The sequence below is a fragment of the Deinococcus metalli genome, assembly GCF_014201805.1.
Taxonomy (GTDB): Bacteria; Deinococcota; Deinococci; order Deinococcales; family Deinococcaceae; genus Deinococcus; species Deinococcus metalli.
On sequence record NZ_JACHFK010000002.1, the window covers coordinates 144244 to 170641 of the forward strand.

Sequence of the window (26398 nt, forward strand, 5' to 3'; positions counted from 1 at the left end):
GCAGATGGGTGTCCGACAGTCAGCAACCGGTTTCTTGGACGGCGCCCCGGGTCCGGCGAGCGGGTCCGTGCGGAACGCTTCCACGTGGCCGGCGGAGTCTGCAGGCGGACTCCAGCGCAGTTGATTCTCGAACGTTCGGAGCATACATTCTGAGCAACCGGTTTCGCAAGGGGGAGAACATCCGCAAGAAGGCCCCGACCATCTACGACATCGCCGCGCGCGCCCAGGTGTCCGTCTCGACCGCCTCGCGCGTCCTCAACGGCCACGCCACCGTCAACGCCGAACTGCGCGCCCGCGTCGAGCAGGCCATGCAGGACCTGCGCTTTCGCCCCAACCGCATTGCCCAGACGCTGTACCACCACCGCTCTCACACCATCGGCTGCATCCTGCCGGACATCGGCAATCCCTTCTTCTCTCAGCTGTTCCTGCAACTCGAGATCGGGGCGTTCGAACGCGGCTACACCATGATCCTGGGCAACACCGTCAGCACCCGCGACCTGGAACGCACGTACCTGCGCACCCTGGCCGAGCGGCAGGTGGACGGCCTGCTGTTCCTGGGCGGCCTCGCCAACGACGCCGCGCCGGACCCGGCCGACCTGCACCTCGTACAGGACGTGGCCGAACACCTGCCGGTGGTCGTGGTGAACGGCGACCTGCCGGGCGTGCCGCTGGCCGCCCGCGTCCGCTCGGACGAGGCGGGTGGCATGCGCGATCTGCTCTCACTGCTGCGAACCTCCGGGCACCGCGACGTGGCCTTCCTGGGCGGCCGGGCCGACGTCACGACCACCCTGGAGAAGCTGCGTGAATTCGACGCTGTCCACCCCGCGGCTCCGCCCCACTGGCGGCAGGTGACGGGCCTGACCATCGACGCCGGGCGCGAGGCGATGACCGCGCTGCTGGACGGCGGCGGCCCGCGGCCCACGGCAGCGGTGTGCATCAACGACCTCGTGGCGGCCGGGGCGCTCGCCGTGGCGCGCGACCGGGGCGTGGACGTGCCGGGCACGCTCTCGCTGGCCGGCTTCGACGACGTCTTCGTGGCGCAGGTGGTGTCGCCGCCGCTGACCAGCGTGAACCACAACTACGGCCTGCTGGCCCGCACCGCGCTGGACGCGCTGCTGGACAGCATCGACGGCAGCGCCGAGGTCCGCGACGTGGCCGTGCCGACCGTGATCGCCGAGCGCGCCTCCATCCGCCGCCTGCCCTGACGGACGTGTTCTACAGCGGCGCCGCGCGGCCGATGCGGTATTCGGCCTGCGCGTCGCGGCGCACCACGGTCCCGCACGCGGCGCGGTCCGCCGGCTCGGCCGCCGCACACATGCTCAGCGCGCCCGGCAGGTCGCGGTTCAGGTACAGGTAGTAGCGGGCGGCGTCGGTGTAACACGTCTGCCGCAGCGCCGGATCGGCCGCCTGGGGGCACAGCCGCTTCACGTACGGCCGGTCGAGATCCAGCGAGCCGGTCACGCGGTCGCGCGAGATGCTGGACGCGCACGCCTGCGCCGCCTCGCCCCCGGCCACCGCGCAGGTCGCGAAGGCCGCCGCCACCGTCGGGGACTTCAGGGCGATCAGGGTGCCCTGGTAGCTGTAGCACGCCACGCGGCTCACGCCCTGGACGTGGGTGCACGGCCACGCCGGGTCGTCCGCCGCGTACGTGGGCGGCGTGGGGTAGTGAAAGGCCTTCATGGTGGCCGCCACGCGGTACTCCATGAACACCCCGCCCGTGCAGAAGAACTGCTCGGTCTCCCCCGCTCCCGTCATGCGGCCGCATCCGGCGAGGGCCTGCTCGATCTCCGGCCACCCGCCGGCCCCGGCCTTGCCCATCAGGGCGCGCATCATCAGGCCGTGCCCGATGCCGTGCACGCAGTCGGTGTACATCGCGGGGGCACCTTTGCCCTTGTACGGCGCGCACACGGCGGCCAGGTCCGCGCGGGCGTTCTCCGGCTTGCCGATGTAGAGCATCAGCACGCCGTGGTAGCACCCGCTGCCGAGCGTGTCCCCGCAGGCCTGGAGCTGCTCGCCCAGCGTGGGGTACTTCTCGGCGGTCGCGTACCCGATCTCATGCGCGAAGGGATGGCCCTCGGAGGCGAAGGCGGGGTGCGCCGTCAGCGCCGTGGCGACCTGCAGGGCCGTGCGCGGGTCGGTGCGGGCCACGATCCGGCGCAGGGCGTGGCCCGCGCAGGTCGCGTCCTCACCGCACGCCGTCACCACGCCGTCTGCGGTCAGGGGCACCGGCGCCGGACGCGGCGCGGCCAGCAACACGCCTAGCATCACAGCCACGGCGCCCAGCGGCCACAGCAGCCACCGTGGGGGCCGCGGCCAGGCCCGCCCACCCTGCTCCCGCGTCCGCGCCACCAGCATCTGCCGCCTCATCGCCCCAACTGTAGCGGAGACGTGTGAGGGCTGTCCCGGCCGGCCTGGCCTTCACGAAGGCGGGCTGGCCCGGCGGTCAGGCGGCGGTCAGAGCGCGTTCCCTACGCTCGGTCCAGCCGGTTCCGGTCGTGGAAACCGTGGCCTCCCGCTCCTGCCCTGTGCCTGAGGTTCGCCCGCATGTCGACCCCCCGCTCCGCCCCCGCCGTGGCCCGTGTCCGGGCCGTCCTGCTGAGTGCCCTGCTGATGTCGTGCGCGGCCCCGCCGGCCAGCACGCCCACGACCCCCGCCACGCCCGACAGCCCGGTTCCCCCGCCGGTGGTCTCTCCGGCACAGACCTCGCCGCTGGCGTGGTCGGCGCTGGCGCCGAGCCCCACCACGCTGTACGAGGGCCAGGGCACGGCAGCGGAGGGCCGCCTGTACGTGATCGGCGGCTTCGACCACAACGACGGCCAGGACCCCATCGCCACGGCCGCCGTGCATGTCTACGACCCGGCCACCGACACCTGGACCACCCGGCACGACGCCCCGGAAGCGATCACGCACGCGGGCGTGGCCGCAGACGGCCAGGACCTGTACGTGGCGGGCGGCTTCATCGGAGATCATCCGGGTCCGGACACGGACCACGTCTGGCGGTACGACACCCGGGCGGATACGTGGACGGCCATGCCGCCACTGCCCAGTCCGCGCGGCGCCGGCGCCCTGGTCCGGGTGGGGCGGACCCTGCACTACGTCGGCGGCACGGAGCGCGACGCCTCGGGCACCGATGTCCGCGACGACGCGGACCACTTCGTGCTGTCCCTGGACGCACCGACCATGTGGCACACGGCGGCGCCGCTGCCCCGGGCCCGCAACCACCTGGGCGCGGCGGTGCTGGACGGCGTGATCTACGTCGTCGGCGGACAGCACCTGGGCGACGAAGCGTACGGCGACGTGACGGAAGTAGAGCGCTACGATTCCGCGACGGACACGTGGACAGCGGTCGCGCCGCTGCCGGTCCCGCTCGGGCACGTCTCGGCGTCCACGGTGGTGTGGAACTCGAAGGTGCTGGCCATCGGCGGCGTGACCACCGCCACGCACGCCGGCGCCATCGAGGGCGAGGAGGTCGGCAGCGTGTTCGCCTACGACCCGGCCACCAACACGTGGTCGGCCCTGACGTCCCTGCCCGGACCGCGGCAGTCGCCGGTGGCGGACGTGATCGGCGGCGCGCTGATCGTCACGACCGGCTCCACCGCCCAGGGACCCGTTGCCGACACCTGGCAGGGCCGCTGACCGCAGTGGGGGTCCCCCGCCGTCTCAACGTGGCGTTGAGCACCGATCAGGGCGCCGTCAGGCGGGTCCCGCCACACTGGTCAGTATGATCTGGCCCTCCTTCTCCTCGGCCCGCCGGTGGTGGCCCACGCTCCGGCGTCGCTCCCGTCCCTCTCCCCGGACACGCGGGGTCCGCACCCTGGTGGACGCCGAAAACATCGACGACTAGGCCCTGGCGCTCACGGCGCGTGGTACGAGATCCGGTACACCACTCCGTTGCCGTCGTCGGTGAGGAGCAGCGCGCCGTCCGGCATGACCTGCAGGTCCACCGGCCGGGCGGTGGTGGTCAGACCCTGCTGGAAGCCGCTCAGGAAGTCGGCGGTGGCGCCGGTGACCGGATCGACCGTGACCACGCGGTAGCCCGACTTCGGCTCCCGGTTCCACGAGCCGTGCAGCGCGACGAACATCTGTCCGCGGTACGGCTCCGGGAAGGCCGCAGCGGTGTAGAAGGCCAGCCCCAGGGGGGCGGCATGCGAAGTGGTCGTCGCGAAGGCCGGGTGCGCGGCGTCGCAGTATGCCTGATCCTTCTTCCCGAAGGTCTTGTCCCACACCTGGGGCGTGCCGGCGCTGAGCGGATAGCAGTACGGCCAGCCGTAATTCCGGCCATCCTCCAGGATGTAGAAGGCCTCGGGCGGCACGTCGTTGCCCGCCAGGTCGCGGCCGTTCGCCGTAGCGTAGAGGGTGCTGCCGTACCACTCCAGGCCCACGGCGTTGCGCAGCCCGGTCGCGTAGGGGCGGCCGCCGTGGCCGTCGGCGTCGTAGACCCACACGGCCGCGCGTTTGGGGTCGCTCTCCTCGCAGACGTTGCAGGTGCTGCCCACCGCCACGTACATGCGGTCGTCCGGACCGAACACCACCGTGCGGGTGGAGTGCTGGCCGCCCGGGGGCAGATCGACGAGGTTCTCCGGCGCGGCGCGGGCGGTCACGTCGCCCGGCTGGTAGGGGTACCGCCGCACCGCGTCCGTGGTCGCCACGTACAGGAAGCTGCCGTGGAAGGCCAGCCCGTGGGGGATGTTCAGGCCCTCGGCATAGACCTGCGCGGAGTCCAGCACGCCATTGCCGTCGCGGTCGAGCAGCGCCCACACGCGCCCGGCCTGCTCGTCGCTCACGAACACGTCGCCGTTCGGGGCAAGTGCCATCAGGCGGGGTTTCTCGAACCCCGACGCGTAGACGGAGACCTGGAAGCCGGCAGGGACGGTCAGGCCCAGGTTCGGCGCGGCGGTGTCCGGGCCGCGCACGACGGCGCACGCGGTGACGGTCAGGGCACACACCATGCCGAGGCGGAGCGGTCGGGAACGGGTCATGTCCCAGCAGACCGCCGCGACATGAAGCGGCGCGGCGACTCTCTAGAAGGCCCGATCACGTGACCTTGGGCCACCGTTCACGCCGCCGGGGCGCTGGCCTGACCGGTCCTTCCGGTGGGATCAGCGCCGGCTGGAATCGGTCAAGCGCCGGTCAGCGATTCGGCTGCGGGGGCCGGGTCGCGCCTGGGGACGACGCCCACGGTCCAGCCGGCCGTCAGCACGATCATCCACGCGGCGACGACGCCGCTCAGCGCCGCACCGAGCAGCACGCCGGGCAGCGCCACGTGCAGGGTGAAGAGTCCAGCTCCCACCACGACCACCAGCGCGATCAGCAGGGGCAGTGCCCGCATCAACCTGACCGCCATCCGCCAGCGCCGTTCGAACTCGGGAAGGTGAACGTCCATACGCTACGGTATCGGCCCGACGGCGGCGGTACAAGCCCGGAAGCTGACCTGCCCTTTGGAATCGGGGGGAACGCACGCCCCCGGCGTCGCCCGGTGGGGGCACACAGGTACGTACCACGCGTGCTGCCCGGGTGCGCCACGCGCCGGCGCACTCTGCTATCACGGGGCCAAAGGAGTCCACCATGACCACCCCGGACCGCACGCCCACCACCTGGCACCTCACTCCCGAGCAGCGCCGCATCGTCCTGGGGCGGCAGCTGGCCGAACTGCGCGCGTGGGCCGACCGCGCCCACGTCGAGCTGACCGGGTGGCACTTCACCTTTCCCGGCGACGCGCCCGTGCCCCTGCGCGTGGGCCAGCCGTGGCCGCGCGTGGACGGCGCGGTCGAGGGCGGCCCCGTCGTCTTCGAGACATCGTTCGTGGTGCCGGCGGGCTACGAGCGCCCGGAGCTGGACCTGGACGTGGGCGGGGAGGGGCTGGTGCGGCTCTCGACCGGCGACGCGGGCGGGCTGAACCCGCACCACCGGCGCTTCCCGGTCGCGGCGCGGCCCGGCGAGACCGTGACCGTGCGGATCGAGGCGGTGCCCAAGGGCCTGTTCGGCGCCCACAACCCCGAGCCGCGGCTGCGCGTGGCGCGGCTGGCGCAGCCGGAACCGGACGTGGCGGCCCTGGCGATGGACCTGGGCGTGCTGCTGGACGTCGTGCAGGGCCTGGAGGGACAGGTGGTCGCCGCGCACCTGCTCACGGCCGCCGAGGACGCCCTGGCGGGGCTGACGTGGCCGTCAGACGCGGCGGCGTACGCGGGCCGGCCGGGCGCCGGCGTCGGGGCGGACATGGGCTCGCTGTGGTCGACGCCCCAGCCGGGCGAGGCGCTGCCGCTCTCGCGGGACGTCCTCCAGGGCGTGAAGCAGGCACGCGAGAAACTGACGGCCCGCCTGAAGCAGCTCCTGGCCGCCTTCCCGCCGCAGGGGGCGCTCGCGCTGAGCGGACACGCGCACCTCGACCTCGCGTGGCTGTGGCCCTTCGCGGAGACCCGCCGCAAGGGCGCGCGCACCTTCGAGACGGTGCTGAACCTGATGGACCGTTACCCGGACATGACCTTCAACCAGTCGTCCGCGCAGCTGTACGCGTGGATCGAGCAGGATCATCCGGAGCTGTTTGCCCGCATCGCCGAGCGGGTGCGCGAGGGCCGCTGGGAACCGGTGGGTGGCATGTGGGTCGAGCCGGACGCCGCCATGACCGGCGGGGAGTCCATGAGCCGCCAGCTGCTGTACGGGCAGCGCTACTTCCAGGAGAAGTTCGGGCGGCGCAGCACAGTCGCGTGGCTGCCGGACACCTTCGGCTTCACGGGCCAGCTCCCGCAGCTGCTGCGGCAGGGCGGGATCACGGGCTTTTTCACCACCAAGCTGTCGTGGAACGAGACGACCGCGTTTCCGCACGACGTGTGGTGGTGGGAGGGCATCGACGGCTCACGCGTGCTGGGGCACATGTTCAAGAACGACATCTATGGGGCAGAGGCACTGGGCTCGTACAACGGCGACATCAGCGCCGAGCACCTGCTGCGCGTGACGGGCCACGACCGTGCCGCCGCCGCCCCTGGCTGGCGGGGCCGCGCACCCGAGACGCTGTTTACCTACGGCCTGGGCGACGGCGCGGGCGGTCCCAGCGCGCCCATGCTCGAGCGCTACGAGCGGCTGCGCGAGTACCCCGGCATGCCGCGGCTGCGCCACGCGCGGGTGGACGGGTTCTACGACGCGCTGCCGACCACTGGCCTGCCGGTGTGGGTGGGGGAACTGTACTTCCAGCTGCACCGCGGCACCCTCAGCTCGCAGGGGCGCACCAAACGGCTGCACCGGCAGCTCGAAGCCCGGCTGGTCGAGGCGGACGTGGCCCTCGCGCTGGCCCGCTGGGCCGGGCAGGACGACTCGGCGGCCCGGGCCGAACTGGAGACCCACTGGAAGACGCACCTGCTCCACGAATTCCATGACGTGCTGCCCGGCAGCTCCATCCGCGAGGTGTACGCCGAGGCGGAACCGACCCTGCGCGCGGCCCTGGACGGCGCAACCGCGATCCGCGACGCCGCGCTGGGGGGCAGCGGGGACGCCGTCACGGTCGTCAACCCCTCGCTGTTCCCTCGTCCGCTGACCGCCGTGCTGCCGGGCACGGGAACGTGGCGCGCCGGAAACACGCCCCTGCCCGCGCAGGCCGTCGAGGGCGGCACGCTGGTCGTCGCGCCCGGGATCACGGTGCCGCCGCTCGGGCACGTCGTGCTGACGGCGGGGACCGCCGGGTCGCCCGAACCCACCGAGACCGCCACGCTGGACGAGACCCCCGAGGGCCTCTGGCTGGGCAACGCCTCGCTGCGGGTGCTGATCACGCCCGACGGGCAACTGGCCCGGCTGGTCACCGCCGCCGGCCGGGACGCGCTCGGCCCGCAGGGGCACCGGCTGGTGGCCTTCCGCGACCTGCCGCGCGCGTGGGAGGCGTGGGACATCAACCCCGACACCCAGGACGCCGCGCTGGGCGAGGACCTCCCCGGCGGCACGGTCACGGTGCTGGAACGGGGACCGCTGCGCGTGGCGGTGCAGGTCATCCGGTCGTGGCGCTCCTCGACCGTGACGCAGACGATCCGCGTGACCGCCGGGAGCCCCCGCGTGGACATCCACACGCACGCCGAGTGGCACGAGCGCCGGACACTGATCAAGGCCTTCGTGGACGTGAACGCCCGCAGCGACTTCGCCACCGTGGAGACCGCCTACGGGGCCGTGCGGCGCCCCACGCACCGCAACCAGGCCAGCGACGCCGCGACCTTCGAGGGCAGCGCCCACCGCTTCGCGGACCTCAGCGAACCCGGCTTCGGCCTCGCGCTGCTGAACGACGGCCGCTACGGCCACGCCGCGTACGGCAGCGAGCTGTCCGTGACGCTGCTGCGCGGCCCCATCTACCCCGATGCCCACGCGGACCTGGGCGAACACGAATTCACGTATGCCCTGCTGCCGCACGCGGGCGAGTGGACGCGGGACGTGGTGCGCGAGGCGACGGATCTGAACAGCCCGCTGGTCGTGGCCGGAAGTGCCGCCCCCACGCCCCCGGTCCGGCTGGAGGGCCTGCCGGTCGCGCTGGGCACCCTGAAAGCTGCCGAGGACGGGAGCGGCGTGATCCTGCGTGTCTACGAACCGCACGGCGCCCGCGGCGAGGTGACGCTGTACGCCCCGGCCGGCGTGACGGTCACGCGCGTGACCCTCATCGAGGACGACCTGCCGGAGGCGATTCCCTCCACGCCAGCCGGCGGCGACACGCACTGGACGCTCACGGTGCGGCCCTTCGAGGTGATCAGCGTGCGGCTGAGCGGGCTGGAAGTGGGCAGACCACGCTAGCGGGGCCGGGCCTGGACGACCGCCCGGCCCGCGCCCTCAGCGGTCTTCCTCGAACCACGCGGTGGCGAAGCCGGGCGGCCGCACCCGCGTGAAGCGGTCCCAATGCGGCGCCCACGTGGCGGCGTCGGTGCGGGGCAGGCCAGCGGACAGCAGGCGGTACAGCGCGTAGCCGAGCAGCTCGAAGGACCGGGCGAGTTCGGCGTGGATGCCCGCGTGCAGTCGCCAGTGGTCGCCGGGCGAGACCAGCCGGAACGCCCGCCGCGGGCTGGCCGGGGCGGTGGTGGCGGCCACCTTGAGTTCCAGCGCGGCCCAGCGTTCCTCGGGGCTGCCCACACCGGCCACAGCGGCCCACGGCCACGCCTGCACGGCGCCGAGGCCGCTGAGGTCGTCGAGGATATCGAGGGCCTCGCGGTACCAGCGGCCACTGCGCAGGTAGTCCTGGCCCCAGCGGCCGTCCTCGGTCCGCAGGAAGCGCGAGGGGTACAGGTCGGCCACGGCGTCCGACAGGCGCCGCAGCTGGCCGGTCATGCCGCCGACCTCGCGGATGGACGGCAGCGCGCCGCGCGCCTGCAGGGTGCCGAGCGCCCACGCGAGCTTGAGCATGCGCTCCGTGCCGCCGGCGAGGTCGGTCATGAACAGGAAGCGGTCGGTGCTGCCGCTGTACGTTTCCTGCGCGAGCGCGCTGACGCCGCGTTGCAGCAGCGCGGCGCCGCGTTCCATCTCGTCACGGACGCTGGAGGCCCGGCGCTCCTGCGCCGTGTGGGGAAGCATGGCTCAGGGTAGCGCAGCACGGGCGCGTCTGGCCGGGCACTTTGCGGCGCTGCCCCCGGTCGGGTGCGCAGGAAACGGGCGCTCCGTCAGCAGACCTGCACGACCTCCAGGCCCTTGAGGGCGCCCAGCTTGCGCAGGCGGTCGGCCACGTGGCCCACGCCGATGGCGCAGTGGTGCGCCGGTCCCTGCGCGTTCCACGCCTCCACGAAGGCGCGCGCGCCGATGGAAAAGCGGTAGCGGCTGTTCGTGTTGCCGATCTCCAGGATCGGGCCGGGCACCGATTCGCCCTGCGCGACCAGGAGTTTCAGGCCGCGGCCCTCCTCCACCACCGACAGCAGCGTGACGGGACCGTGCTGGACGCTCATCTCGACGCTCAGGCCGCGGCCGACCTTGCCGTGGTAGACCTCCAGCGGCCGGACCTTCGTGCGGCCCTGGGCGATGCGCGTGTGGCCGGGACCGTCGTGACCCATCAGCACCACGTCGTCGTCGAAATCCAGCGCGTAGTACTCCGTGAACGACCCGCCGGCGCCCAGCACGTCCATGATCTTCATTGCCTGCGCGTTCTTGACCTCGTACTCGCCCGCCACCGGAATGCCGCGCGCGGTGAGCAGCGAGCAGCCCAGAATGACGGAGGTCAGCACGTCCTCGTTCTCGCTGCCGGGCGAGCCCTCGGCGTAGTACGCGAGCGAGGTCAGGTCATGACGGGCCACGAAGCGGTCGAGGGCCACGCTGGTGCGCGCGGCGCGCAGCAGCTCGGCCGGATCGCAGTCGGGCTGCACGTCGAACTCGCGCCCGAAGTCCTCTACCCGCGCCCGCGCGTCCTCGTCCGTGACGTCCCGGCGGATCGCCGCGAGTTCGTCGGGCTCGACCACCTCGATGTGCGTGCCGAAGGTGATCGCCTGCAGGGTCAGGTCGGAGTAGATGTCCAGCATGCCGTTGTAGTAGCGGCCCATCACGCCCAGGCGGCCGTGCGCCATCACGTGCGCCACACGCGCCGCGTCGATCCAGCCGTCCACCTCCTGCCACACGTGCGGATCGCCCTCCAGCACGCCGGTCACCTGGTGGAAGGCGATGCCGGCGCGTTTCATCACGTTGGCGATTTCCGGCACCGGGCACGCCGCGCAGTACGCGAGCCAGTCGCCTGTCATCGACGTGCGGTTTCCCAGCGCGTTGAAGCGGGCGTAGTCGATGGCCGCCGCGGGTTGCAGGTTCAGGATCACCACCGGCACGCCGGCGCGCTGCACCACCGGCAGCACCGTGCTCGACAGCGCGTAGGTGGTCACGTACAGGAAGACGAGATCCACGTCGGCACGGCGCAGGGCGTGCCCGGCCTCGCGCGCCTTCGGGGGCGTGTCGATCAGGCCGAGGTTCACGACCTCCACGCCGGGCCGTTCCAGACGCGCGGCCACCTGCGCCACGTAGCCCTTCAGGCGTTCCTCCAGGCCCTCGAACTGTGGCCAGTACGTGTCCAGGCCGATCCCGAACAGGCCGACTTTCAGGGGGTATTCACTCATGCGGCTCCTTGAACTGTGCTTCAGCCGTGGCGCGGGGCCACTCTGTGATGAAGAGGTGATTCAGCGGCCGGTCATCACGGCGTGCAGGCCGTCCAGCGCTTCGTGCAGATGGTCCGACCACGGGCGCTCGGCGGGATCGCTGATCCAGTGACCGAAGGCCGTGCGGAACGCCACGATGCCCACTTCGGCGGTGAGGGTCGCGGCCGGATCGGGCACGCCGCGCTGCCGCAGGGCGTCCGCGGTGGCCCCCGCGACCGTGGAGAGTTTGCTCAGTTCGCGTGCCTGGAGTTCGGGCGTCGCGTCGATGATCCGCTGGCGCTGCCGCGAGCGGGTCGGCGTCTCCCCGAACAGCCGGCCGGCGTGATTCAGAGCGGCCATGACCGCCTGGAGGGGCGTGGCAGATGCGGACGCGTCCAGCACTCCGGTCACGACGCGTTCCTGAAGGATGCCCGCGCCGCCGAACAGCACCTCGCGCTTGTCGGTGAAGTGGCGAAAGAACGTGCGTTCGGTGAGGCCGGCCCGCGCGGCGATCTCGGCCACGGTGGTCTGCTCGTAGCCGCGCTCCTCGTACAGCTCCATGGCCGCCCGTTCGAGACGGCCGCGCGCGTCTGGCCCCCAGCGACCCATGCCCCGAGTGTACCCGATGGCCGGCTCACTGATGACAGCCACTGTCATTGGAGGTATGCTCGTGATGTCAGCCCCTGACATCGGCACGTGTGTGCCGCACGACCCCACTTCCCAGGAGGAACCCCCATGCGCGTCTTCGTCACCGGAGCGTCCGGATTCATCGGCTCGGCCGTCGTCCCCGAACTCATCGCCACCGGGCACCACGTCACCGGCCTCGCCCGCTCGGACGCCGCCGCCGGGGCCATTGAACGGGCCGGCGGCACCGCCCTGCGCGGCGACCTGAACGACCTCGCCAGCCTGCGGGCCGGCGCGGAGGCCGCCGACGGCGTGATCCACCTCGCGTACAGCCACGACTTCTCGCAGATGGAGGCTGCTGCCAGGGGCGACCGCCAGGCCATCGAGAATTTCGGGGATGTGCTGGCGGGCACCGATCGCCCGCTGGTTATCGCGGGCGGCGTGCTCGGCCTCGGGACAGGCCGCTTCGTCACGGAGGACGACCGCCCGAGCCAGGCCCCCCACCCGCGCACCGCCAACGCCCAGGCGACCCTCGACCTCGCGGAGCGCGGCGTGCGCTCGGCTGTGGTGCGCCTTGCCCCGACGGTGCACGGTGATGGCGACCACGGCTTTATCGCCGCCCTGATCGGGATTGCCCGGCAGCGCGGCGTGTCCGGGTATATCGGAGACGGGCACAACCGCTGGCCCGCCGTGCACCGCCTGGACGCCGCGACCCTGTTCCGGCTGGCGCTGGAGCAGGCCCAGCCCGGCTCCGTGCTGCACGGCGTGGCCGAGGATGGTGTGCCGGTGCGCGGCGTGGCTGAGGTCGTCGGCCGGCACCTGAACCTCCCGGTCGTGTCGGTGCCCGCTGAGCAGGCTGCCGAGCATTTCGGGTGGCTGGGCATGTTCCTCGCGGCCGACGTCACGGCCAGCAACACCCTCACCCGCGAGCGCCTCGGCTGGACACCGACGCATCCCGGTCTGATCGAGGATCTGGAGCTGGGTCACTACTTCTCTCCGTCGTCGTGACGCTGGGCACGGGCGGTTCCTGGGAGCGGTGCAGGGGCCTCCACCGCTCCGCCCGACCACGAAAAGGCTGTGAGCCGCCCTGCTCGCCCACAGCCCAGAGCTCCAACGGGTCAGCACGCGCTGACCACCGCGCTCAGAAGTTGAACTTGTCGATGTTCGCCTTGTCGAAGGTGTAGGGCGGCCCGACGATGATCTCGCCGTTCTTGCCGATGGTGTACTCGCCGAGCTTCCCGGCCTTGAACTTCTCACCTTCCTTGCCGGTGATCTGGCCGCTGACCAGGGCCGCGGCGGCGTAGGTGGCGAGGTAGCCGACGTCCGAGGGGTTCCACAGCTGGAACGCGGTCACGGTGCCGTCCTTGACAAACGCCCGCATCTGGTTGGGCGTGCCCAGGCCCGTCAGCATGACCTTGCCCTTCTGCGGGCTGGTGGACAGGTAGCGCGCGCCGGCGCTGATGCCGACCGTGGTGGGCGAGATCACGCCCTTCAGGTTCGGGTACGCCTGGATCAGGCCCTGCATCTCGGTGAAGGACTTCTGGTCGTCGTCGTTGCCGTACGCGATCTTGACCAGCTTCATGTCCTTGTACTTGGGCAGCTTGAGTTCTTCCTGCATCCACTTGATCCAGGTGTTCTGGTTGGTGGCGTTGGGCGTGGCCGACAGCACGGCGATGTCGCCCTTGTAGTTGATCAGCTTGCCGAGGAGCTGCACCTGCGCGCGGCCGATTCCTTCGGAGTTCGCCTGGTTGATGAACAGCGTGCGGCCGGACACGGCGGTGTCGGAGTCCATGGTCACGATCTTCATGCCGCTCGCCTTGGCGCGGGCGAGATACGGCAGCAGGGCGTTGGCGTCGTTCGCGGCGAGCACCAGGGCGTCCTGCTTCTGGGCGATGGCGGTGTTGATGTAGCTGACCTGGCTGCTGGCACCGGCATCGGACGGGCCGACGATCTTGACGGCCGCGCCGATCTCCTTGCCGGCCTCAGTGCCGCCGCTGGTCTCGATGACGTTGTAGGGATTGTTGATGTTCTTGGGCAGCAGCGTGATCTTCAGGCCCTTCTTCAGGGCGGGCGTCTGGGCGGCGGCCAGGGTGGCGACGGAGCCGAGGGCCAGGGCGGACAGGAGCACGGAACGCTTCTTCATACGACCTCCAGGTCAGGGGGAAACGGGCGGGGAACACCGGGTGAGGGGAATGCAGAACCACGGAAACACAGTGTTATGGAGACACGGTGTTCCCCCGCAGGCGCCGGCGCTGCCGGGCCGCCTGGACGCGCGCGACGAGATTCGGGACGAGCACCGAACCGATCAGCAGCAGCCCCGTGACGATGGTGAGGATCTCGTTGGACACGTCCACGATGGTCAGCGCGCCGTTGATCAGGCCGATCAGGAACACCGCCAGCACCGCGCCGACCACGCTACCGCGCCCGCCGAAGATGCTGACGCCTCCGAGCAGCACGGCCGCGATCACGCCGAGTTCGAAGCCGGTGGCGTTGTCGCCGCGCGCGCTGGCGAAGCGGAAGGTGTACACGATGCCGGCCAGCGCGGACATCAGGCCCGACATCACGAACAGCAGCAGCTTGGTGCGCTCGACCCGCAGACCGGAGAACCGCGCGGCGACCTCGTTCGCCCCGATGGCGTACAGCGAGCGGCCAAACGGCGTGGCGTGCAGCACCACGGCGGTCACGACGGCCAGCACGGTGCCCAGCGCGATCGGAATGGGAATCAGGGTGCCGGGCACCGTGCCGAAGCCGAAGTTGGTGTACGCCTGCGGGAAGTCCGCGATGGCGCGGTCGCCCAGCAGCACGTAGGCCAGCCCGCGGTACAGCGCCAGCGTGCCGATGGTCACCGCCAGCGACGGCAGGCCCAGACGCGTGACCAGCAGGCCGTTGAGCAGCCCCGCCAGCCCGCCGACCACGAAGGCCGCGAGGATCGCCAGCGGCATGGGCACACCCGCCGCGAACAGCACGCCCAGCACGGCCGAGCACAGGCCCAGGATCGACGCGACCGACAGGTCGATCTCCGCGACGATCACCAGCAGCGTCATGGTCAGGGCCATCAGCAGGATCTCGCTGAAGTTGGCGGTCAGGAACGAGAGGTTCTGGCCGGTCAGGAAGTCCTTCGAGAGCACGCCGCCGCCGAGCAGCGCCACGACCACCAGGACGACGAGGGTGGTCTCCCAGCCGGGCAGGTTCCGCAGCGCTTTCATTTCGTCCTCCCGGGGTGATCGGGCGCGGCCTGCAGGTGCTTCGCGGTGCGCCGCGCGACCAGCATGTCCACGCTGATGGCGCCCAGCAGCAGCGCGCCCTGGATGGCCTGCTGGTAGAAGCCGGGCGCACGCAGGGTGACCAGCGCGCTGCCCATCACGCCCAGCAGCAGCGCGCCGATGCCCGCGCCGAACAGCGTGCCCACGCCGCCATTGATGCTGACGCCGCCCACGACCGCCGCCGCGATCACCTGAAGTTCCAGGCCGGTGCCGGCCGTGGCGTCCACGGTGCCGAAGCGCGCGAGGTACAGCACGCCCGCCAGCCCCGCGATCGCGCCGCTGAGCACGAAGCCGGTCATGGTGCGCCGCGTGACGCTGATCCCGGCCAGCACGGCCGCCTCGGCGTTCGAGCCCAGCGCGTAGTACTCGCGCCCGCCGCGCCACGAGCCCAGGTACGCGCCGAAGCCCAGCATGATCACCACGACCAGCAGCACGAGGTTCGGGATGCCCAGCACACTGCCGGTGCCGAAACCCAGGAACGCGGCGGGCAGGTTCGAGGCGTTGATCTGCCCGCCGTGCACCACCGCGTAGGTGACGCCCCGGAACACGTACAGCGTGCCCAGCGTGGCGACCAGCGCCGGCACCCGGCCGTATGCCACGAGCAGCCCGTTCACGGCGCCCAGCACGGTGCCCAGCGCGAGGCCGAACAGCAGGGCCAGCGGAATCGGCAGGTCCGGGTGCGTGGCGAACAGCGAGCCGGTCAGGAAGGCGCTCAGACCCACCACACTGCTGATGCTCAGGTCCACATGCTTCATCAGCAGGACGATGGTCTCGCCCACGACCAGCAGCGCGATGATCGCCACGTTCAGGAACAGGTCGCGCACGCTGCCCGCCCCCAGGAACAGCGGATTGATGGCCGCCGTGCCCAGCGTGACCAGCAGCAGCAGGCCGACCAGCCCGGCCTCGCGGGCGCGCAGCAGGCGGGTGAGCAGGCCGGGCGTGACCGGGGTGGCGGGCGCGGGATCGCTGCGGGTCATCACGCCGCACCGCCCAGGGGCCGCTGGCCGGTCGCGAGGTACATCACGGCCTCCTCGCTGCCCTGCGCGCGGCTGAGTTCGCCCACCAGCGCGCCCTCGCGCATCACCAGAATGCGGTCGGCCATGCCGAGCACCTCCGGCAGGTCGCTGGAGATCATCAGCACTGCGAGGCCCTGCGCGGCGAGTTCCGCGAGCGTGCGGTGCACCTCGGCCTTGGCGCCCACGTCGATGCCGCGCGTGGGCTCGTCCACGATCAGGACGCTGGGGTTCGTGGCCAGCCACTTGGCCAGCACGACCTTCTGCTGGTTGCCGCCCGACAGGCTGCTGGCCGGGTCGCTCAGGCGGTGCGCCTTGAGCCGCAGCTTCGACGTCCACTGCTGGGCGCTCTGCGCCTCCGCCGAGCGGTTCATCAGCAGGCCGCCGGTCAGGCGGCGCAGGATGGCGAGGTTCGCGTTGCGCTCGATGCTCATGTCCATCACCAGGCCCTGCGCGCGGCGGTCCTCCGGCACCAGGCCCAGACCGGCGTCCATCACGGCGCGCGGATTTCCGGCCGGCAGGGCGTGCCCACCGACCCGCACCTCGCCCTGCTGCCGGGGATCGACGCCGAAGATCGCCCGCGCGACCTCGCTGCGGCCCGCGCCGACCAGCCCGGCCAGCCCCACGATCTCGCCCCGGCGCACCTCGAAGGAGATGTCGCGGAACACGCCCGGCTGCGACAGGCCGCGCACGCTCAGGGCCACGTCGCCCACCTGAGCGTCGCCGCGCGGGTACAGCTCGCCCAGGTCACGGCCCACCATCTGCCGCACCACGGAGTCGGTGTCGTACCCCTCGACCGGGCCGCTGCTCACCCACGTGCCGTCGCGCATGACGGTCACGCGCTGGCACTCCGCGAAGACCTCCTCCAGTCGGTGCGTGATGAACAGCACCGCCGCGCCGCGCGCGCGCAGCGAGCGCACCACCCGGAACAGCCGCTCGGTCTCCTGGAGTGTCAGGGCAGCCGTCGGTTCGTCCATGATCAGCACGCGCGCGTCCAGCGACAGCGCCTTGGCGATCTCCACGAGCTGCTGGTCCGCGATGCTCAGGCCGCGCACCGGACGCGCCGGGTCGAGGGGTACACCCAGTTCGGAGAGCAGACCGGCCACGCGCGCCCGCATGGCCCGCACGTCGATCCGCCCCAGCGCCCCGCGCGGCTGACGGCCCATCAGGACGTTCTCCGCCACGCTCAGGTCGGGGAACAGGGTGGGTTCCTGATAGATGATCGCGATGCCCGCGTCGCGCGCGTCGGCCGGCGAGTGGAAGTGCTTGTCCTGGGGCTTGTCCTCGCCGGCCATCACCAGCGTGCCGCTGTCCGGGCGGTGCACACCCGCCAGGATCTTCACGAAGGTGCTCTTCCCCGCCCCGTTCTCGCCCAGCAGCGCGTGCGCCTCGCCGGGGTACAGCTCGATGCTCACGTCCCTCAGGGCCTGCACCGGCCCGAAGGCCTTGCTGGCGTTCGTGAGGGTCAGGAGGGGGGCGGTGTTCCGGTCGGCCTCCACTCCGGTTCCCACCGTTCCCAGGACAGCGCCGGGGACGGCTTCCATCTGCGCGGCAGCCTCCTCGCGGTGACTCGCTCCGCTCGCAGGGCCGTTAGTCAAGATGAAACACCTCCTCCAGCTGCACGAATCCCTGATCCGGTGTGCCCTCCAGTTCCACGAAGAACGGGGCCATCTCCGCCTGCCAGCGGGCGTTCACGTCCGTGCGGGCCATGCCTTCGCGAGCACTCTGGAGGCTGGGCGTCTCGAAATAGCCGATCAGCAGGCCGTCGGGGCGCAGGAACAGGGAGTAGTTGTGCCAGCCGGTGTCGCGCAGGGCCGCGAGCATGTCCGGCCACACGGCGCGGTGGCGTTCCCGGTACTCGTCCAGGCGGTCTGGGCGCACCTGAAGCTGAAAGCAGACTCGTTGAAGTGGAGCGGACATGATCCTCCGGGAAAAGCAGCCACCAGGGCTGATGGGTACGGGTTGTGGGTCAGGGAATGACTGGACGCATTGAACACCATCCCACAGAACATTGCAAGGCCTTGTCACTTTTTGTTCGAATCGTGTTAGGATTCGGGCATGTCCAACGAAGTCATGGGCCCGCTGCCCGGCCGGCAGCAGGACATCCTGCGGCGTGCGCTGACGCACAAGGTGGTGAGGATCAAGGATCTCGCCGCCGAACTCGGCGTGCACGAGATGACCGTGCGGCGCGACCTCGACGCCCTGTGCGAACAGGGCAGGCTCCAGCGCGTGCACGGCGGCGCGCAGCTGCTGGAACGCACCGCCGAGGAGCTGTCGCAGACGCTGCGGGCCGGGCAGAACGTCGAGGCCAAGGAGCGCATCGCCCGCGCGGCGCTGGGCCTGATCCAGGACGGCGACACGGTCGCGCTGGACGCCAGCACCACCAGCCTGGCGCTGGCCCGGCTGCTGCCCACCCGCAAGGTGCAGGCCATCGCGTGCAGCCTCGACGCCGCCAACGTCCTGGCGGCCGGGGGCGTGCCCTTCCTGATGGTCGGCGGGAACTTCCACGCGCCGGCGCGGTCGTTCGTGGGCGCGTTCTTCCTGGACACCCTGCAGCGCCTGCACCCGGATCTGGTGTTCTTTTCGGCCAAGGGCTACACGCCGGACGCCGGCTTCACCGACCCGCACCTGCCGGAGGTGGGCAGCAAGCAGGCGCTGATCCGCTCCGGCAGCAGCGTGGTCGCGCTGCTCGACCACAGCAAGGTCGGCCGCCGCGCCCTGGCGACCATCGCCACGCACGCCGACGTGAACACGCTGATCACCGACGCCGAGCCGGACGAGGCCATCCGCACGCGGCTCGACACCGACGACATCCAGCTCATCCTCGCCCCCTGACGGAGCCCCCATGACGCACCTGACCGACGACCTGAACGCCGCCCTCTGCGCACAACGCATCGAGACGCCCTCGTGGGGCTACGGCAACTCCGGCACACGCTTCAAGACCTTCGCCGCGCCCGGCGCCGCGCGGGACGTTTACGAGAAGCTCGACGACGCTGCCGAGGTGCACCGCCTGACCGGCATCGCCCCCAGCGTCGCGCTGCACATCCCGTGGGACGAGGTGGACGACTACGCCGCGCTGGGCCGGTACGCGCGGGAACGCGGCGTGGGCATCGGCGCGATCAACCCCAACGTCTTCCAGGACGACGTGTACAAGCTCGGCAGCGTGACCAGCCCGTTCGAGGACGTGCGCGAGCAGGCCGTCCAGCACCTGCTGGAGTGCGTGGAGGTCATGCGGCAGACCGGCAGCCGCGACCTGAGCCTGTGGTTCGCGGACGGCACCAACTACGCCGGGCAGGACGACCTGCGCCGCCGCAAGCACGCGATGCGCGCCGCCCTGAAACGTGTCCACGACGCCCTGCCCGAGGACGGCCGGATGCTGGTCGAGTACAAGCTGTTCGAGCCCGCCTTCTACTACACCGACCTCTTCGACTGGGGCGCGGCGTACGCGCACTGCGTCGCCATCGGGGACAGGGCGCAGGTGCTGGTCGATCTGGGGCACCACGCGCAGGGCGTGAACATCGAGGGCATCGTGGCCTTCCTGCTCGACGAGGGCCGGCTGGGCGGCTTCCACTTCAACGCGCGGCGCTACGCGGACGACGACCTGATCGTGGGCACGACCAACCCCCTGGAGCTGTTCAGCATCTACGCCGAACTCGTGGCGGCCGGGCACTCGGACGACGCCCTGACGCGCGCCACCGCGCAGAACGTGGCGTACATGATCGACCAGAGCCACAACATCGAGCCCAAGGTCGAGGCGATGCTCCAGTCGGTGCTGAACTGCCAGGAGGCCTACGCCAAGGCCCTGCTGATCGACCGCGGCGCGCTGAGTGCTGCCCAGCAGACCGGGGACGTGCTGGCCGCGCACCGCGCCCTGACCGACGCCTTCCGCACCGACGTGCGCCCGCTGCTGGCCGAGTGGCGGAGCGCCCACGGCCTGCCCACCGACCCCATCGCCGCGCACCGTGCCAGCGGCTACCAGCAGACAGTCGCCCGGGAGCGCGGCACCGCGCAGGGCGGCGGCGGCTACCCCGTCAAAGACAAAGTCACGGCCGCCCAGTAACGCCCCGAGCCCTCACCCAAGGAGCACCGTCCATGACCACCACGCACCCCACGACCGTCATCCCGAACCGCTGGAACGATGCCGAGGCCCCGCAGGGCGACGGCCTCGCGTCGCTGACCTACCGCTCGAACCTGCTGGGCGCCGACCGCACCCTCGTGAACATCTACGGCGGCAACACCAGCACCAAGAGCGTCGAGAAGGATCATCTGGGCCGCGACGTGACCGTGCTGTGGGTCAAGGGCTCGGGCAGCGACATCGCCAGCATCACTGACCGGGGCTTCGCCGGCCTGAAGCTGGACGAGGTGCTGCCGCTGTTCGAGCGGCCGGGCATGACCGACGAGGAGATGACCGCCTACCTGGAACGCACGGTGTTCGAGCCGGGCCGCCCGCGCCAGAGCATCGAGACGCTGCTGCACGCCTTCGTGCCGGCCAAGCACGTGGACCACACGCACCCGGACGCGATCATCGCCATTGCGTGCACGCCGGACGGGCAACGCGTCATGCGCGAGATCTACGGCGACCGGGCCGCGTGGGTGGACTACATCCGCCCCGGCTTCACGCTCTCGCAGCAGATCGGCGCGGCGGTGCGCGACAACCCCGGGCTGGAAGCGGTCGTGATGGGCAAGCACGGCCTGGTCACGTGGGGCGACACGTCGAAGGAGAGCTACGAGAAGACGCTGCGGATCATCGGGGAGGCGCAGGCGTACCTGGACGCGCACGCCGAGGCCCAGCCCTTCGGCGGCGCGGCCGTGCAGGACGTCCCGCAGGAGGACGCCGACGCCCTGCTGACCGAGGTGCTGCCGGTGCTGCGCGGCGCGATGAAGGGCGCGCGTCCCGTGATCCTGTCCGTGGACCGCAGCGCGGCCGTGATGGAGTTCGTGAACTCGCACGCCGCCGCCGGGCTGTCGCAGGTGGGCGCGGCGTGCCCGGACCACCTCGTGCACACCAAGCGGGTGCCGCTGTACCTCGACTGGACGCCGGAGCAGGGCCGTGACGCCCTGATCGCGGCGGCAAAAGACGGCGTCGAGCGCTTCAAGTCCGAGTACGCCGAGTATTTCAACGAGAACAGGACCGACGGCGACGTGATGTTCACGCCCAGTCCGCGCGTGGTCCTGATCCCGGGCCTGGGCATGGTCAACAGTGGCCCGGACGCGCAGGGAGCGGACGTGTCGCGCCAGCTCTACACGCGCGCCATTCAGGTCATGAAGTCCGCGAGCGCTCTGGGCGGCTTCGTGAGCCTCAGCGCGCCGGAGAGTTACGCCATCGAGTACTGGCCGCTGGAACTGTACAAGCTCGCGCAGAAGCCGGCCCCGAAGGTACTGGAAGGGCACGTGGCGCTGGTCACCGGCGCGGCGAGCGGCATCGGGCGGGCCATCGCGCAGCGCCTCGCGGCGGAGGGCGCCCACATCGTCATCGCAGACCTGAATGCCGATGGCGGGCAGACGGTCGCGGACGACCTCGTGAAGGCCAGGGGCTACCGCCGGGCCACCAGCACCGGCATGAACGTCACCGAGGAGGAGCAGGTGCAGGCCGCGTACCGGCACGCCGTCCTGACCTACGGCGGGGTGGACATCGCCGTGAACAACGCCGGCATCGCGTCCAGCGCGCCCATCGAGGACACCACGCTGGAGATGTGGAACCGGAACCAGAGCATCCTCTCGACCGGCTACTTCCTGGTGGCGCGCGAGGCCTTCCGGCTGATGAAGGCGCAGGGCACCGGCGGCAACCTGGTGTTCATCGGCTCCAAGAACTCCGTGGCAGCCGGCAAGAACGCCGCCGCGTACAGCGCCGCGAAGGCCGCCGAACTGCATCTGGCGCGCTGCCTCGCAGAGGAAGGCGGCGCGGCGGGCATCCGCGTGAACTCGGTGCTGCCCGACGGCATCCTGGCCGGGAGCAGCATCTGGGACGGCAAGTGGCGGGCCGAGCGCGCCGCGACCTACGGCATCGCGCCGGACAAGCTGGAGGAGTTCTACCGTGGCCGCACGACCCTGAAGGTGAACGTGCTGCCCGAGGACATCGCCGAGGCGACGGTGTGGCTGGCGTCGCCCGCCGCCGCGAAGACGACGGGCGGGGTGATCACTGTGGACGGCGGGGTGCCCACCGCGTATGTCCGCTGAGGTCACCCGGCACGTCGCCATCGATCTCGGCGCGTCCAGCGGCCGCGTGGCGCTGGGCACGGTCGGAGGCGGTCGCCTGACAGTCGAGGTGCTGCACCGCTTCCCGAATGGCGGCGTGCCGGTGAACGGCGGCCTCCAGTGGGACGTCCTGGGCCTGTGGCGCGAGGTGCTGCGCGGCCTGACGCTGGCCGCCGCGCATGGTGAGATCGCCAGCGTGGGCGTGAACTCCTGGGCGGTGGATTACGGCCTGCTGGACGCGCACGGCGAGCTGCTGGGCGGCGTGCACCACTACCGCAGCCCCCGGCTGGACGGCGTGATGGAGCGCATCCGGGCCGAGCTGGGCGAGGGCGCGATCTACGGCGCGACCGGCATCCAGTTCCTGCCGTTCAACACGCTGTACCAGCTCGCGGCCGAGCGGCCGGAGCGCGTCGCGGCGGCCGACACGCTGCTGCTGGTGCCGGACCTGCTGCACTTCTGGCTGTGCGGCGCTCGCGTGACCGAGCGCACGAACGCGAGCACCACGCAGCTCTACGACCCGCACAGCGGCGGGTGGGCATGGGAACTGGTGGACGCCGCCGGGATTCCCCGCGCGCTGCTGCCGCGCATCGTGGAGCCCGGGACCGACCTGGGCCCGCTGCGGCTCGAGGTGGCGGCCGAGACGGGCCTGGGCGCGGCGCGCGTGATCGCGCCCGCCACGCACGACACCGCGTCCGCCGTGGCCGCCGTGCCTGCCACGGGTGAGGGCGGCTGGGCGTACGTGTCCAGCGGCACGTGGAGCCTGGTGGGTGTGGAATCGCCGCGCCCGGTGCTGACGGACGCCGCCCGCGCCCTGAATCTCACGAACGAGGCCGGGATCGGCGGCACCACGCGGCTGCTCAAGAACGTCATGGGGCTGTGGATCGTGCAGGAGTGCCGCCGCGCGTGGAACGCGGACTTCGCGGAGCTGTACGCCGGGGCCGCCGCCCTGCCCGCCGGCGGCCCGGTGATCGACCCCGACGACGCGCGCTTCCTCGCGCCCGGCACGGACATGCCCGCGCGCGTGCAGGCCGCGTGCCGAGGGAGCGGCCAGCCGGTGCCCCGGACCCCACCGGAGATCGTCCGCTGCGTGCTGGACAGCCTCGCGCAGCGCATTGCCGAGGTGCTGGACGGACTGGAGGCCGTGACGGGCACGGCCATCCACACGCTGTACGTGGTCGGTGGCGGCTCGCAGGGCGACCTGCTGAACCAGCTCACCGCCGACGCCACGGGCCGCCCGGTGGTCGCCGGGCCGGTCGAGGCGACCCTGATGGGCAACCTGCTGGTGCAGGCGCGGGCCTGCGGCAGCGTGGCCGGTTACACCATCCGGGACGTGGTGCGTGCCAGCAGCGACCTCCAGACCTTCGTGCCGGGTGTGGCGCCCGCCCGCGCCACGCGGCACACTGGGGCCGAGGTGCCCCGGTGAAAATCGACCTGTTCATCACCTGCCTGAACGACGCCCTGTTCCCCCGGACCGGTCAGGCCACGGTGGCGCTGCTCGAACGCCTGGGCCACGAGGTGCGTTTCAACCCGGCGCAGACGTGCTGCGGGCAGATGCACCTGAACACCGGCTACCGCGCGGACGCCCTGAGCCTAGTGCGCAAGTTCGTGAACGACTTCCGGGACGCGGAGGTGATCGTGCTGCCCAGCGGCTCATGCGCCGCCATGCTGCGCGAACTCGCGCCGGACGCCGCGCACTGGGAGGGCGACGAGGCCCTGCGCGCCGAGGTCGAGGCGCTGTCGGGGCGCGTCTTCGAGCTCAGCGAGTTTCTGGTAAAGAAACTTGGCGTGGAGGACGTCGGGGCGGCGTACCCGCACCGCGTGACGTACCACCCCACGTGCCACGCGATGCGCTCGCTGCGGGTCGGGGACGCGCCGCTGCGGCTGCTGAGGAACGTGCGCGGCCTGACGCTGCTGGAGCTGCCGCACGCGGACGAGTGCTGCGGCTTCGGCGGCACCTTCAGCGTGAAGAACCCGGACGTGAGCACCGCCATGCTGGCCGACAAGGCCCGCCACATCCTGGAGACGGGCGCCGAGGCCTGCACCGCTGGGGACAACTCCTGCCTGATGCACATCGGGGGTGGCCTGCACCGCCTGCGGAGCGGTGCGCGCACCGTGCACCTCGCGGAGATCCTGGCGAGCACCGACGGGCAGGTATGGGCGTGAGCGGCCTGCACCCGCCCCGGCCCTTCCCGCAGGCCGCGCGCGACGCGGTGAACAGCCCGCAGCTGCGCGCCAACCTGCGCAAGGTCACGACCACCATCCGCGACAAGCGCCTGCGCGCGGTGGGCGAACTGCCCCACTGGGAGGAGCTGCGGCGGCTGGGCGCGGCGACCAAGGACGCCAGCCTGGCGAACCTGAGCGACCGCCTGCTGGAGCTGGAAGCGAGCGTGCGGGCGCGCGGCGGGCACGTGCACTGGGCGCGCGACGCCGCCGAGGCGCGCGAGCTGGTGGCGCAGATTGCCCACGCGCACGAGGTCACGGAACTCATCAAGGTCAAGAGCATCACGTCCGACGAGATCGAGCTGAACGCGGCGCTGGACGCGCACGGCATCCGCGCCATCGAGACGGACCTCGCGGAACTCATCGTGCAGCTGTCGAACGACACGCCCAGCCACATCCTGGTGCCGGCCATCCACCGCAACCGCGCCGAGATCCAGGCGCTGTTCAACGCGCAATTGGGCGAACCCGAGCCGCTGACGGACGAGCCGGCCGTGCTGGCTGCTGCGGCGCGGCGCTACCTGCGCCAGAAGTTCCTGACCACGAAGATGGCCGTGTCCGGCGCCAACTTCGCCGTCGCGGAGACGGGAACCGTGTGCGTGGTGGAGTCCGAGGGCAACGGGCGCATGTGCGTCACGCTGCCGGAGGTGCTGGTCAGCATCATGGGGATCGAGAAGGTGCTGGGAACGTGGGAGGACATCTCCGTGTTCATGGAGCTGCTGCCGCGCTCCAGCACCGCCGAGCGCATGAACCCGTACACGTCCTTCTGGAGCGGCGTGACGCCCGTCGACGGCCCGCAGGAGTTCCACCTGATCCTGCTCGACAACGGCCGCACCGACGTCCTGGCCGACGAGGTGGGTCGGCAGACGCTGCGCTGTATCCGCTGCTCGGCGTGCCTGAACGTGTGCCCGGTGTACGAGCGCGCGGGCGGGCACGCATACGGCAGCGTGTACCCCGGCCCCATCGGCGCGATCCTCACACCGCAGCTGCTGGACATGGCCGACAAGAACGCGAACACGCTGCCGGGCGCGTCGAGCCTGTGCGGCGCGTGCTACGACGCGTGCCCGGTACGGATCAACATCCCGCAGGTGCTGATCTACCTGCGCGGCGAGGCGAATGAGGACAAGGGCGTGACGCTGGAATCCCTCGCCATGCAGGGCATGCGCTACGCCATGAGCGAGGGCTGGCGCTTTGAGGGCGCGGTGAAACTCGCCCGGCTGGGACAGGGACCGCTGGTGCACGGCGGGCAGATCACGGCGTTGCCGGGCCTGCTGGGCGGCTGGACCCAGAGCCGCGACCTGAACGCCTTCCCGGCGCAGAGTTTCCGGGAGTGGTGGAGGAAACGGGACGCGAAGGGCGGACTGCCGGAGGACAGCGCGTGAGCGGCGCCGAGGCCCGGCTGGAGATCCTGACGCGCATCAACCGGGCCACGGCCGGAGCACAGGCGCCGGACGTTCCCGCGTACCCCCGGGCTGAAGCGCAGCCGCGTGAGGAGGTGCTGCATACCTTCCGGGACCGCATCGAGGATTACCGGGCCGGCTTCGTGCGGGTGGGGCCAGAGGGCGTGCAGGACGCGGTTCTGGCGGCCCTGGCTGGAGCGCGGCGGGTCGTCGTGCCGGGCGGACTGGACGCCACGTGGCTGCCGGACGGCCTGGATCCATTGCGGGACGAGCCGCCCCTGACACACGCCCAGTTGGACGGCGCGGACGCCGTGGTCACGGGCTGCGCGGTCGCCATCGCGCGGACGGGCACCGTGATCCTCGACCACGGGCCGGGGCAGGGCCGCCGCGCGCTGACGCTGGTGCCGGACATCCACGTGTGCGTGATCCACGCGGATCAGGTCGTGCCGGACGTGCACGACGGGGTGCAGGCCGTCGCGGCGGCCGTGCGCGCCGGGCGGCCCCTGACGTGGCTCAGCGGCGGCAGCGCCACCAGCGACATCGAACTCGTGCGTGTGGAGGGCGTTCACGGCCCGCGCACGCTGCGCGTGATCGTGGTGGACGGCGCCGGGCCCTGAATTCTG

General features: G+C 71.6%; 22 protein-coding genes. 11 read left to right on the top strand and 11 right to left on the bottom strand.

Annotated features, from left to right (window positions below; all coding sequences use genetic code 11):
* The first annotated feature begins 8 nt into the window (after positions 1-8).
* Positions 9-1205, top strand: coding sequence for a LacI family DNA-binding transcriptional regulator (locus HNQ07_RS05830; RefSeq protein WP_268245895.1), 1197 nt, complete (start codon positions 9-11; stop codon positions 1203-1205).
* Positions 1206-1215: 10 nt separating this feature from the next.
* Here HNQ07_RS05830 and HNQ07_RS05835 read toward each other — a convergent pair whose 3' ends face one another.
* A complete protein-coding gene (locus HNQ07_RS05835; RefSeq protein WP_184109998.1) occupies positions 1216-2367 on the bottom strand; it encodes a hypothetical protein in 1152 nt (383 codons plus the stop codon).
* A gap of 177 nt (positions 2368-2544) precedes the next feature.
* On the opposite strand from HNQ07_RS05835, the gene HNQ07_RS05840 reads away from it, so the two are divergent.
* The gene (locus HNQ07_RS05840; RefSeq protein WP_184109999.1) at positions 2545-3636 is read left to right on the top strand and encodes a Kelch repeat-containing protein; all 1092 of its coding nucleotides are present in this window, start codon (positions 2545-2547) and stop codon (positions 3634-3636) included.
* A gap of 218 nt (positions 3637-3854) precedes the next feature.
* Here the strand turns inward: HNQ07_RS05840 and HNQ07_RS05845 are convergent, their stop codons facing one another.
* Together HNQ07_RS05845 and HNQ07_RS05850 are read right to left on the bottom strand one after the other, a co-directional pair.
* Positions 3855-4979: a PQQ-dependent sugar dehydrogenase gene (locus HNQ07_RS05845; RefSeq protein WP_229831854.1), complete on the bottom strand. Its 1125-nt coding sequence runs from the start codon at positions 4977-4979 to the stop codon at positions 3855-3857.
* Between the two features lie 140 nt (positions 4980-5119).
* Complete coding sequence (locus tag HNQ07_RS05850) at positions 5120-5383, bottom strand: hypothetical protein (RefSeq protein ID WP_184110000.1); 264 nt, start codon at positions 5381-5383, stop codon at positions 5120-5122.
* 182 nt (positions 5384-5565) lie between these two features.
* On the opposite strand from HNQ07_RS05850, the gene HNQ07_RS05855 reads away from it, so the two are divergent.
* The gene (locus HNQ07_RS05855; RefSeq protein ID WP_184110001.1) at positions 5566-8760 is read left to right on the top strand and encodes an alpha-mannosidase; all 3195 of its coding nucleotides are present in this window, start codon (positions 5566-5568) and stop codon (positions 8758-8760) included.
* A 36-nt stretch (positions 8761-8796) separates the two neighbouring features.
* Here the strand turns inward: HNQ07_RS05855 and HNQ07_RS05860 are convergent, their stop codons facing one another.
* From HNQ07_RS05860 to HNQ07_RS05870, 3 genes are all read right to left on the bottom strand, one after another.
* Positions 8797-9531 (bottom strand): hypothetical protein, encoded by a 735-nt coding sequence (locus tag HNQ07_RS05860; protein WP_184110002.1) that lies wholly within the window; start codon positions 9529-9531, stop codon positions 8797-8799.
* Between the two features lie 86 nt (positions 9532-9617).
* Positions 9618-11045, bottom strand: coding sequence for an arabinose isomerase (locus HNQ07_RS05865; RefSeq protein WP_184110003.1), 1428 nt, complete (start codon positions 11043-11045; stop codon positions 9618-9620).
* Between the two features lie 60 nt (positions 11046-11105).
* Complete coding sequence (locus HNQ07_RS05870; protein ID WP_184110004.1) at positions 11106-11672, bottom strand: TetR/AcrR family transcriptional regulator; 567 nt, start codon at positions 11670-11672, stop codon at positions 11106-11108.
* 126 nt (positions 11673-11798) lie between these two features.
* On the opposite strand from HNQ07_RS05870, the gene HNQ07_RS05875 reads away from it, so the two are divergent.
* Entirely contained in the window at positions 11799-12695 is an 897-nt protein-coding gene (locus tag HNQ07_RS05875; RefSeq protein WP_184110005.1) for an SDR family oxidoreductase, read from the top strand.
* A 133-nt stretch (positions 12696-12828) separates the two neighbouring features.
* On the opposite strand, the gene rhaS is transcribed toward HNQ07_RS05875, so the two are convergent.
* The 5 genes from rhaS to HNQ07_RS05900 all read right to left on the bottom strand — a co-directional run bounded on the left by rhaS (position 12829) and on the right by HNQ07_RS05900 (position 17883).
* On the bottom strand, positions 12829-13830 hold the full coding sequence (rhaS, locus tag HNQ07_RS05880) for a rhamnose ABC transporter substrate-binding protein (RefSeq protein ID WP_184110006.1): 1002 nt from the start codon (positions 13828-13830) through the stop codon (positions 12829-12831).
* A gap of 73 nt (positions 13831-13903) precedes the next feature.
* Positions 13904-14893, bottom strand: coding sequence for an ABC transporter permease (locus tag HNQ07_RS05885; RefSeq protein ID WP_184110007.1), 990 nt, complete (start codon positions 14891-14893; stop codon positions 13904-13906).
* The gene (locus HNQ07_RS05890; protein ID WP_184110008.1) at positions 14890-15927 is read right to left on the bottom strand and encodes an ABC transporter permease; all 1038 of its coding nucleotides are present in this window, start codon (positions 15925-15927) and stop codon (positions 14890-14892) included. The genes HNQ07_RS05885 and HNQ07_RS05890 overlap by 4 nt, the downstream gene beginning before the upstream one ends.
* Positions 15927-17507 (bottom strand): sugar ABC transporter ATP-binding protein, encoded by a 1581-nt coding sequence (locus HNQ07_RS05895; RefSeq protein WP_184110009.1) that lies wholly within the window; start codon positions 17505-17507, stop codon positions 15927-15929. Before HNQ07_RS05895 ends, HNQ07_RS05890 begins: the two co-directional genes overlap by 1 nt.
* A 46-nt stretch (positions 17508-17553) precedes the next feature.
* Complete coding sequence (locus HNQ07_RS05900) at positions 17554-17883, bottom strand: L-rhamnose mutarotase (RefSeq protein WP_184110010.1); 330 nt, start codon at positions 17881-17883, stop codon at positions 17554-17556.
* Positions 17884-18021: 138 nt separating this feature from the next.
* Between HNQ07_RS05900 and HNQ07_RS05905 the strand changes: the two genes are divergently transcribed.
* From HNQ07_RS05905 to HNQ07_RS05935, 7 genes are read left to right on the top strand one after another with little or no spacing between them, the layout of a single operon-like run.
* On the top strand, positions 18022-18798 hold the full coding sequence (locus tag HNQ07_RS05905) for a DeoR/GlpR family DNA-binding transcription regulator (RefSeq protein WP_184110011.1): 777 nt from the start codon (positions 18022-18024) through the stop codon (positions 18796-18798).
* A gap of 10 nt (positions 18799-18808) precedes the next feature.
* A complete protein-coding gene (rhaI, locus tag HNQ07_RS05910; RefSeq protein ID WP_184110012.1) occupies positions 18809-20023 on the top strand; it encodes an L-rhamnose isomerase in 1215 nt (404 codons plus the stop codon).
* A gap of 32 nt (positions 20024-20055) precedes the next feature.
* On the top strand, positions 20056-22140 hold the full coding sequence (locus tag HNQ07_RS05915) for a bifunctional aldolase/short-chain dehydrogenase (RefSeq protein ID WP_184110013.1): 2085 nt from the start codon (positions 20056-20058) through the stop codon (positions 22138-22140).
* Positions 22130-23581 carry a rhamnulokinase gene (locus HNQ07_RS05920; RefSeq protein WP_184110014.1) on the top strand — a complete coding sequence of 484 codons (1452 nt, stop codon included), beginning with the start codon at positions 22130-22132 and terminating at the stop codon, positions 23579-23581. Before HNQ07_RS05915 ends, HNQ07_RS05920 begins: the two co-directional genes overlap by 11 nt.
* Positions 23578-24321, top strand: coding sequence for a (Fe-S)-binding protein (locus HNQ07_RS05925; protein ID WP_184110015.1), 744 nt, complete (start codon positions 23578-23580; stop codon positions 24319-24321). Before HNQ07_RS05920 ends, HNQ07_RS05925 begins: the two co-directional genes overlap by 4 nt.
* Positions 24312-25757, top strand: a complete 1446-nt coding sequence (locus tag HNQ07_RS05930) for a lactate utilization protein B (RefSeq protein WP_184110016.1) — start codon at positions 24312-24314, stop codon at positions 25755-25757. The genes HNQ07_RS05925 and HNQ07_RS05930 overlap by 10 nt, the downstream gene beginning before the upstream one ends.
* Positions 25754-26392 carry a LutC/YkgG family protein gene (locus HNQ07_RS05935; protein ID WP_184110017.1) on the top strand — a complete coding sequence of 213 codons (639 nt, stop codon included), beginning with the start codon at positions 25754-25756 and terminating at the stop codon, positions 26390-26392. The genes HNQ07_RS05930 and HNQ07_RS05935 overlap by 4 nt, the downstream gene beginning before the upstream one ends.
* Positions 26393-26398 lie beyond the last annotated feature (6 nt).

What these genes read in the sequence shown, in the direction of transcription:
- HNQ07_RS05835 (WP_184109998.1), bottom strand. Translation starts at nt 2,367, where the DNA reads ATGAGGCGGCAGATGCTGGTGGCGCGGACGCGGGAGCAGGGTGGGCGG.
- HNQ07_RS05840 (WP_184109999.1), top strand. Translation starts at nt 2,545, where the DNA reads ATGTCGACCCCCCGCTCCGCCCCCGCCGTGGCCCGTGTCCGGGCCGTC.
- HNQ07_RS05845 (WP_229831854.1), bottom strand. Translation starts at nt 4,979, where the DNA reads ATGACCCGTTCCCGACCGCTCCGCCTCGGCATGGTGTGTGCCCTGACC.
- HNQ07_RS05850 (WP_184110000.1), bottom strand. Translation starts at nt 5,383, where the DNA reads ATGGACGTTCACCTTCCCGAGTTCGAACGGCGCTGGCGGATGGCGGTC.
- HNQ07_RS05855 (WP_184110001.1), top strand. Translation starts at nt 5,566, where the DNA reads ATGACCACCCCGGACCGCACGCCCACCACCTGGCACCTCACTCCCGAG.
- HNQ07_RS05860 (WP_184110002.1), bottom strand. Translation starts at nt 9,531, where the DNA reads ATGCTTCCCCACACGGCGCAGGAGCGCCGGGCCTCCAGCGTCCGTGAC.
- HNQ07_RS05865 (WP_184110003.1), bottom strand. Translation starts at nt 11,045, where the DNA reads ATGAGTGAATACCCCCTGAAAGTCGGCCTGTTCGGGATCGGCCTGGAC.
- HNQ07_RS05870 (WP_184110004.1), bottom strand. Translation starts at nt 11,672, where the DNA reads ATGGGTCGCTGGGGGCCAGACGCGCGCGGCCGTCTCGAACGGGCGGCC.
- HNQ07_RS05875 (WP_184110005.1), top strand. Translation starts at nt 11,799, where the DNA reads ATGCGCGTCTTCGTCACCGGAGCGTCCGGATTCATCGGCTCGGCCGTC.
- rhaS (WP_184110006.1), bottom strand. Translation starts at nt 13,830, where the DNA reads ATGAAGAAGCGTTCCGTGCTCCTGTCCGCCCTGGCCCTCGGCTCCGTC.
- HNQ07_RS05885 (WP_184110007.1), bottom strand. Translation starts at nt 14,893, where the DNA reads ATGAAAGCGCTGCGGAACCTGCCCGGCTGGGAGACCACCCTCGTCGTC.
- HNQ07_RS05890 (WP_184110008.1), bottom strand. Translation starts at nt 15,927, where the DNA reads ATGACCCGCAGCGATCCCGCGCCCGCCACCCCGGTCACGCCCGGCCTG.
- HNQ07_RS05895 (WP_184110009.1), bottom strand. Translation starts at nt 17,507, where the DNA reads ATGGAAGCCGTCCCCGGCGCTGTCCTGGGAACGGTGGGAACCGGAGTG.
- HNQ07_RS05900 (WP_184110010.1), bottom strand. Translation starts at nt 17,883, where the DNA reads ATGTCCGCTCCACTTCAACGAGTCTGCTTTCAGCTTCAGGTGCGCCCA.
- HNQ07_RS05905 (WP_184110011.1), top strand. Translation starts at nt 18,022, where the DNA reads ATGTCCAACGAAGTCATGGGCCCGCTGCCCGGCCGGCAGCAGGACATC.
- rhaI (WP_184110012.1), top strand. Translation starts at nt 18,809, where the DNA reads ATGACGCACCTGACCGACGACCTGAACGCCGCCCTCTGCGCACAACGC.
- HNQ07_RS05915 (WP_184110013.1), top strand. Translation starts at nt 20,056, where the DNA reads ATGACCACCACGCACCCCACGACCGTCATCCCGAACCGCTGGAACGAT.
- HNQ07_RS05920 (WP_184110014.1), top strand. Translation starts at nt 22,130, where the DNA reads ATGTCCGCTGAGGTCACCCGGCACGTCGCCATCGATCTCGGCGCGTCC.
- HNQ07_RS05930 (WP_184110016.1), top strand. Translation starts at nt 24,312, where the DNA reads ATGGGCGTGAGCGGCCTGCACCCGCCCCGGCCCTTCCCGCAGGCCGCG.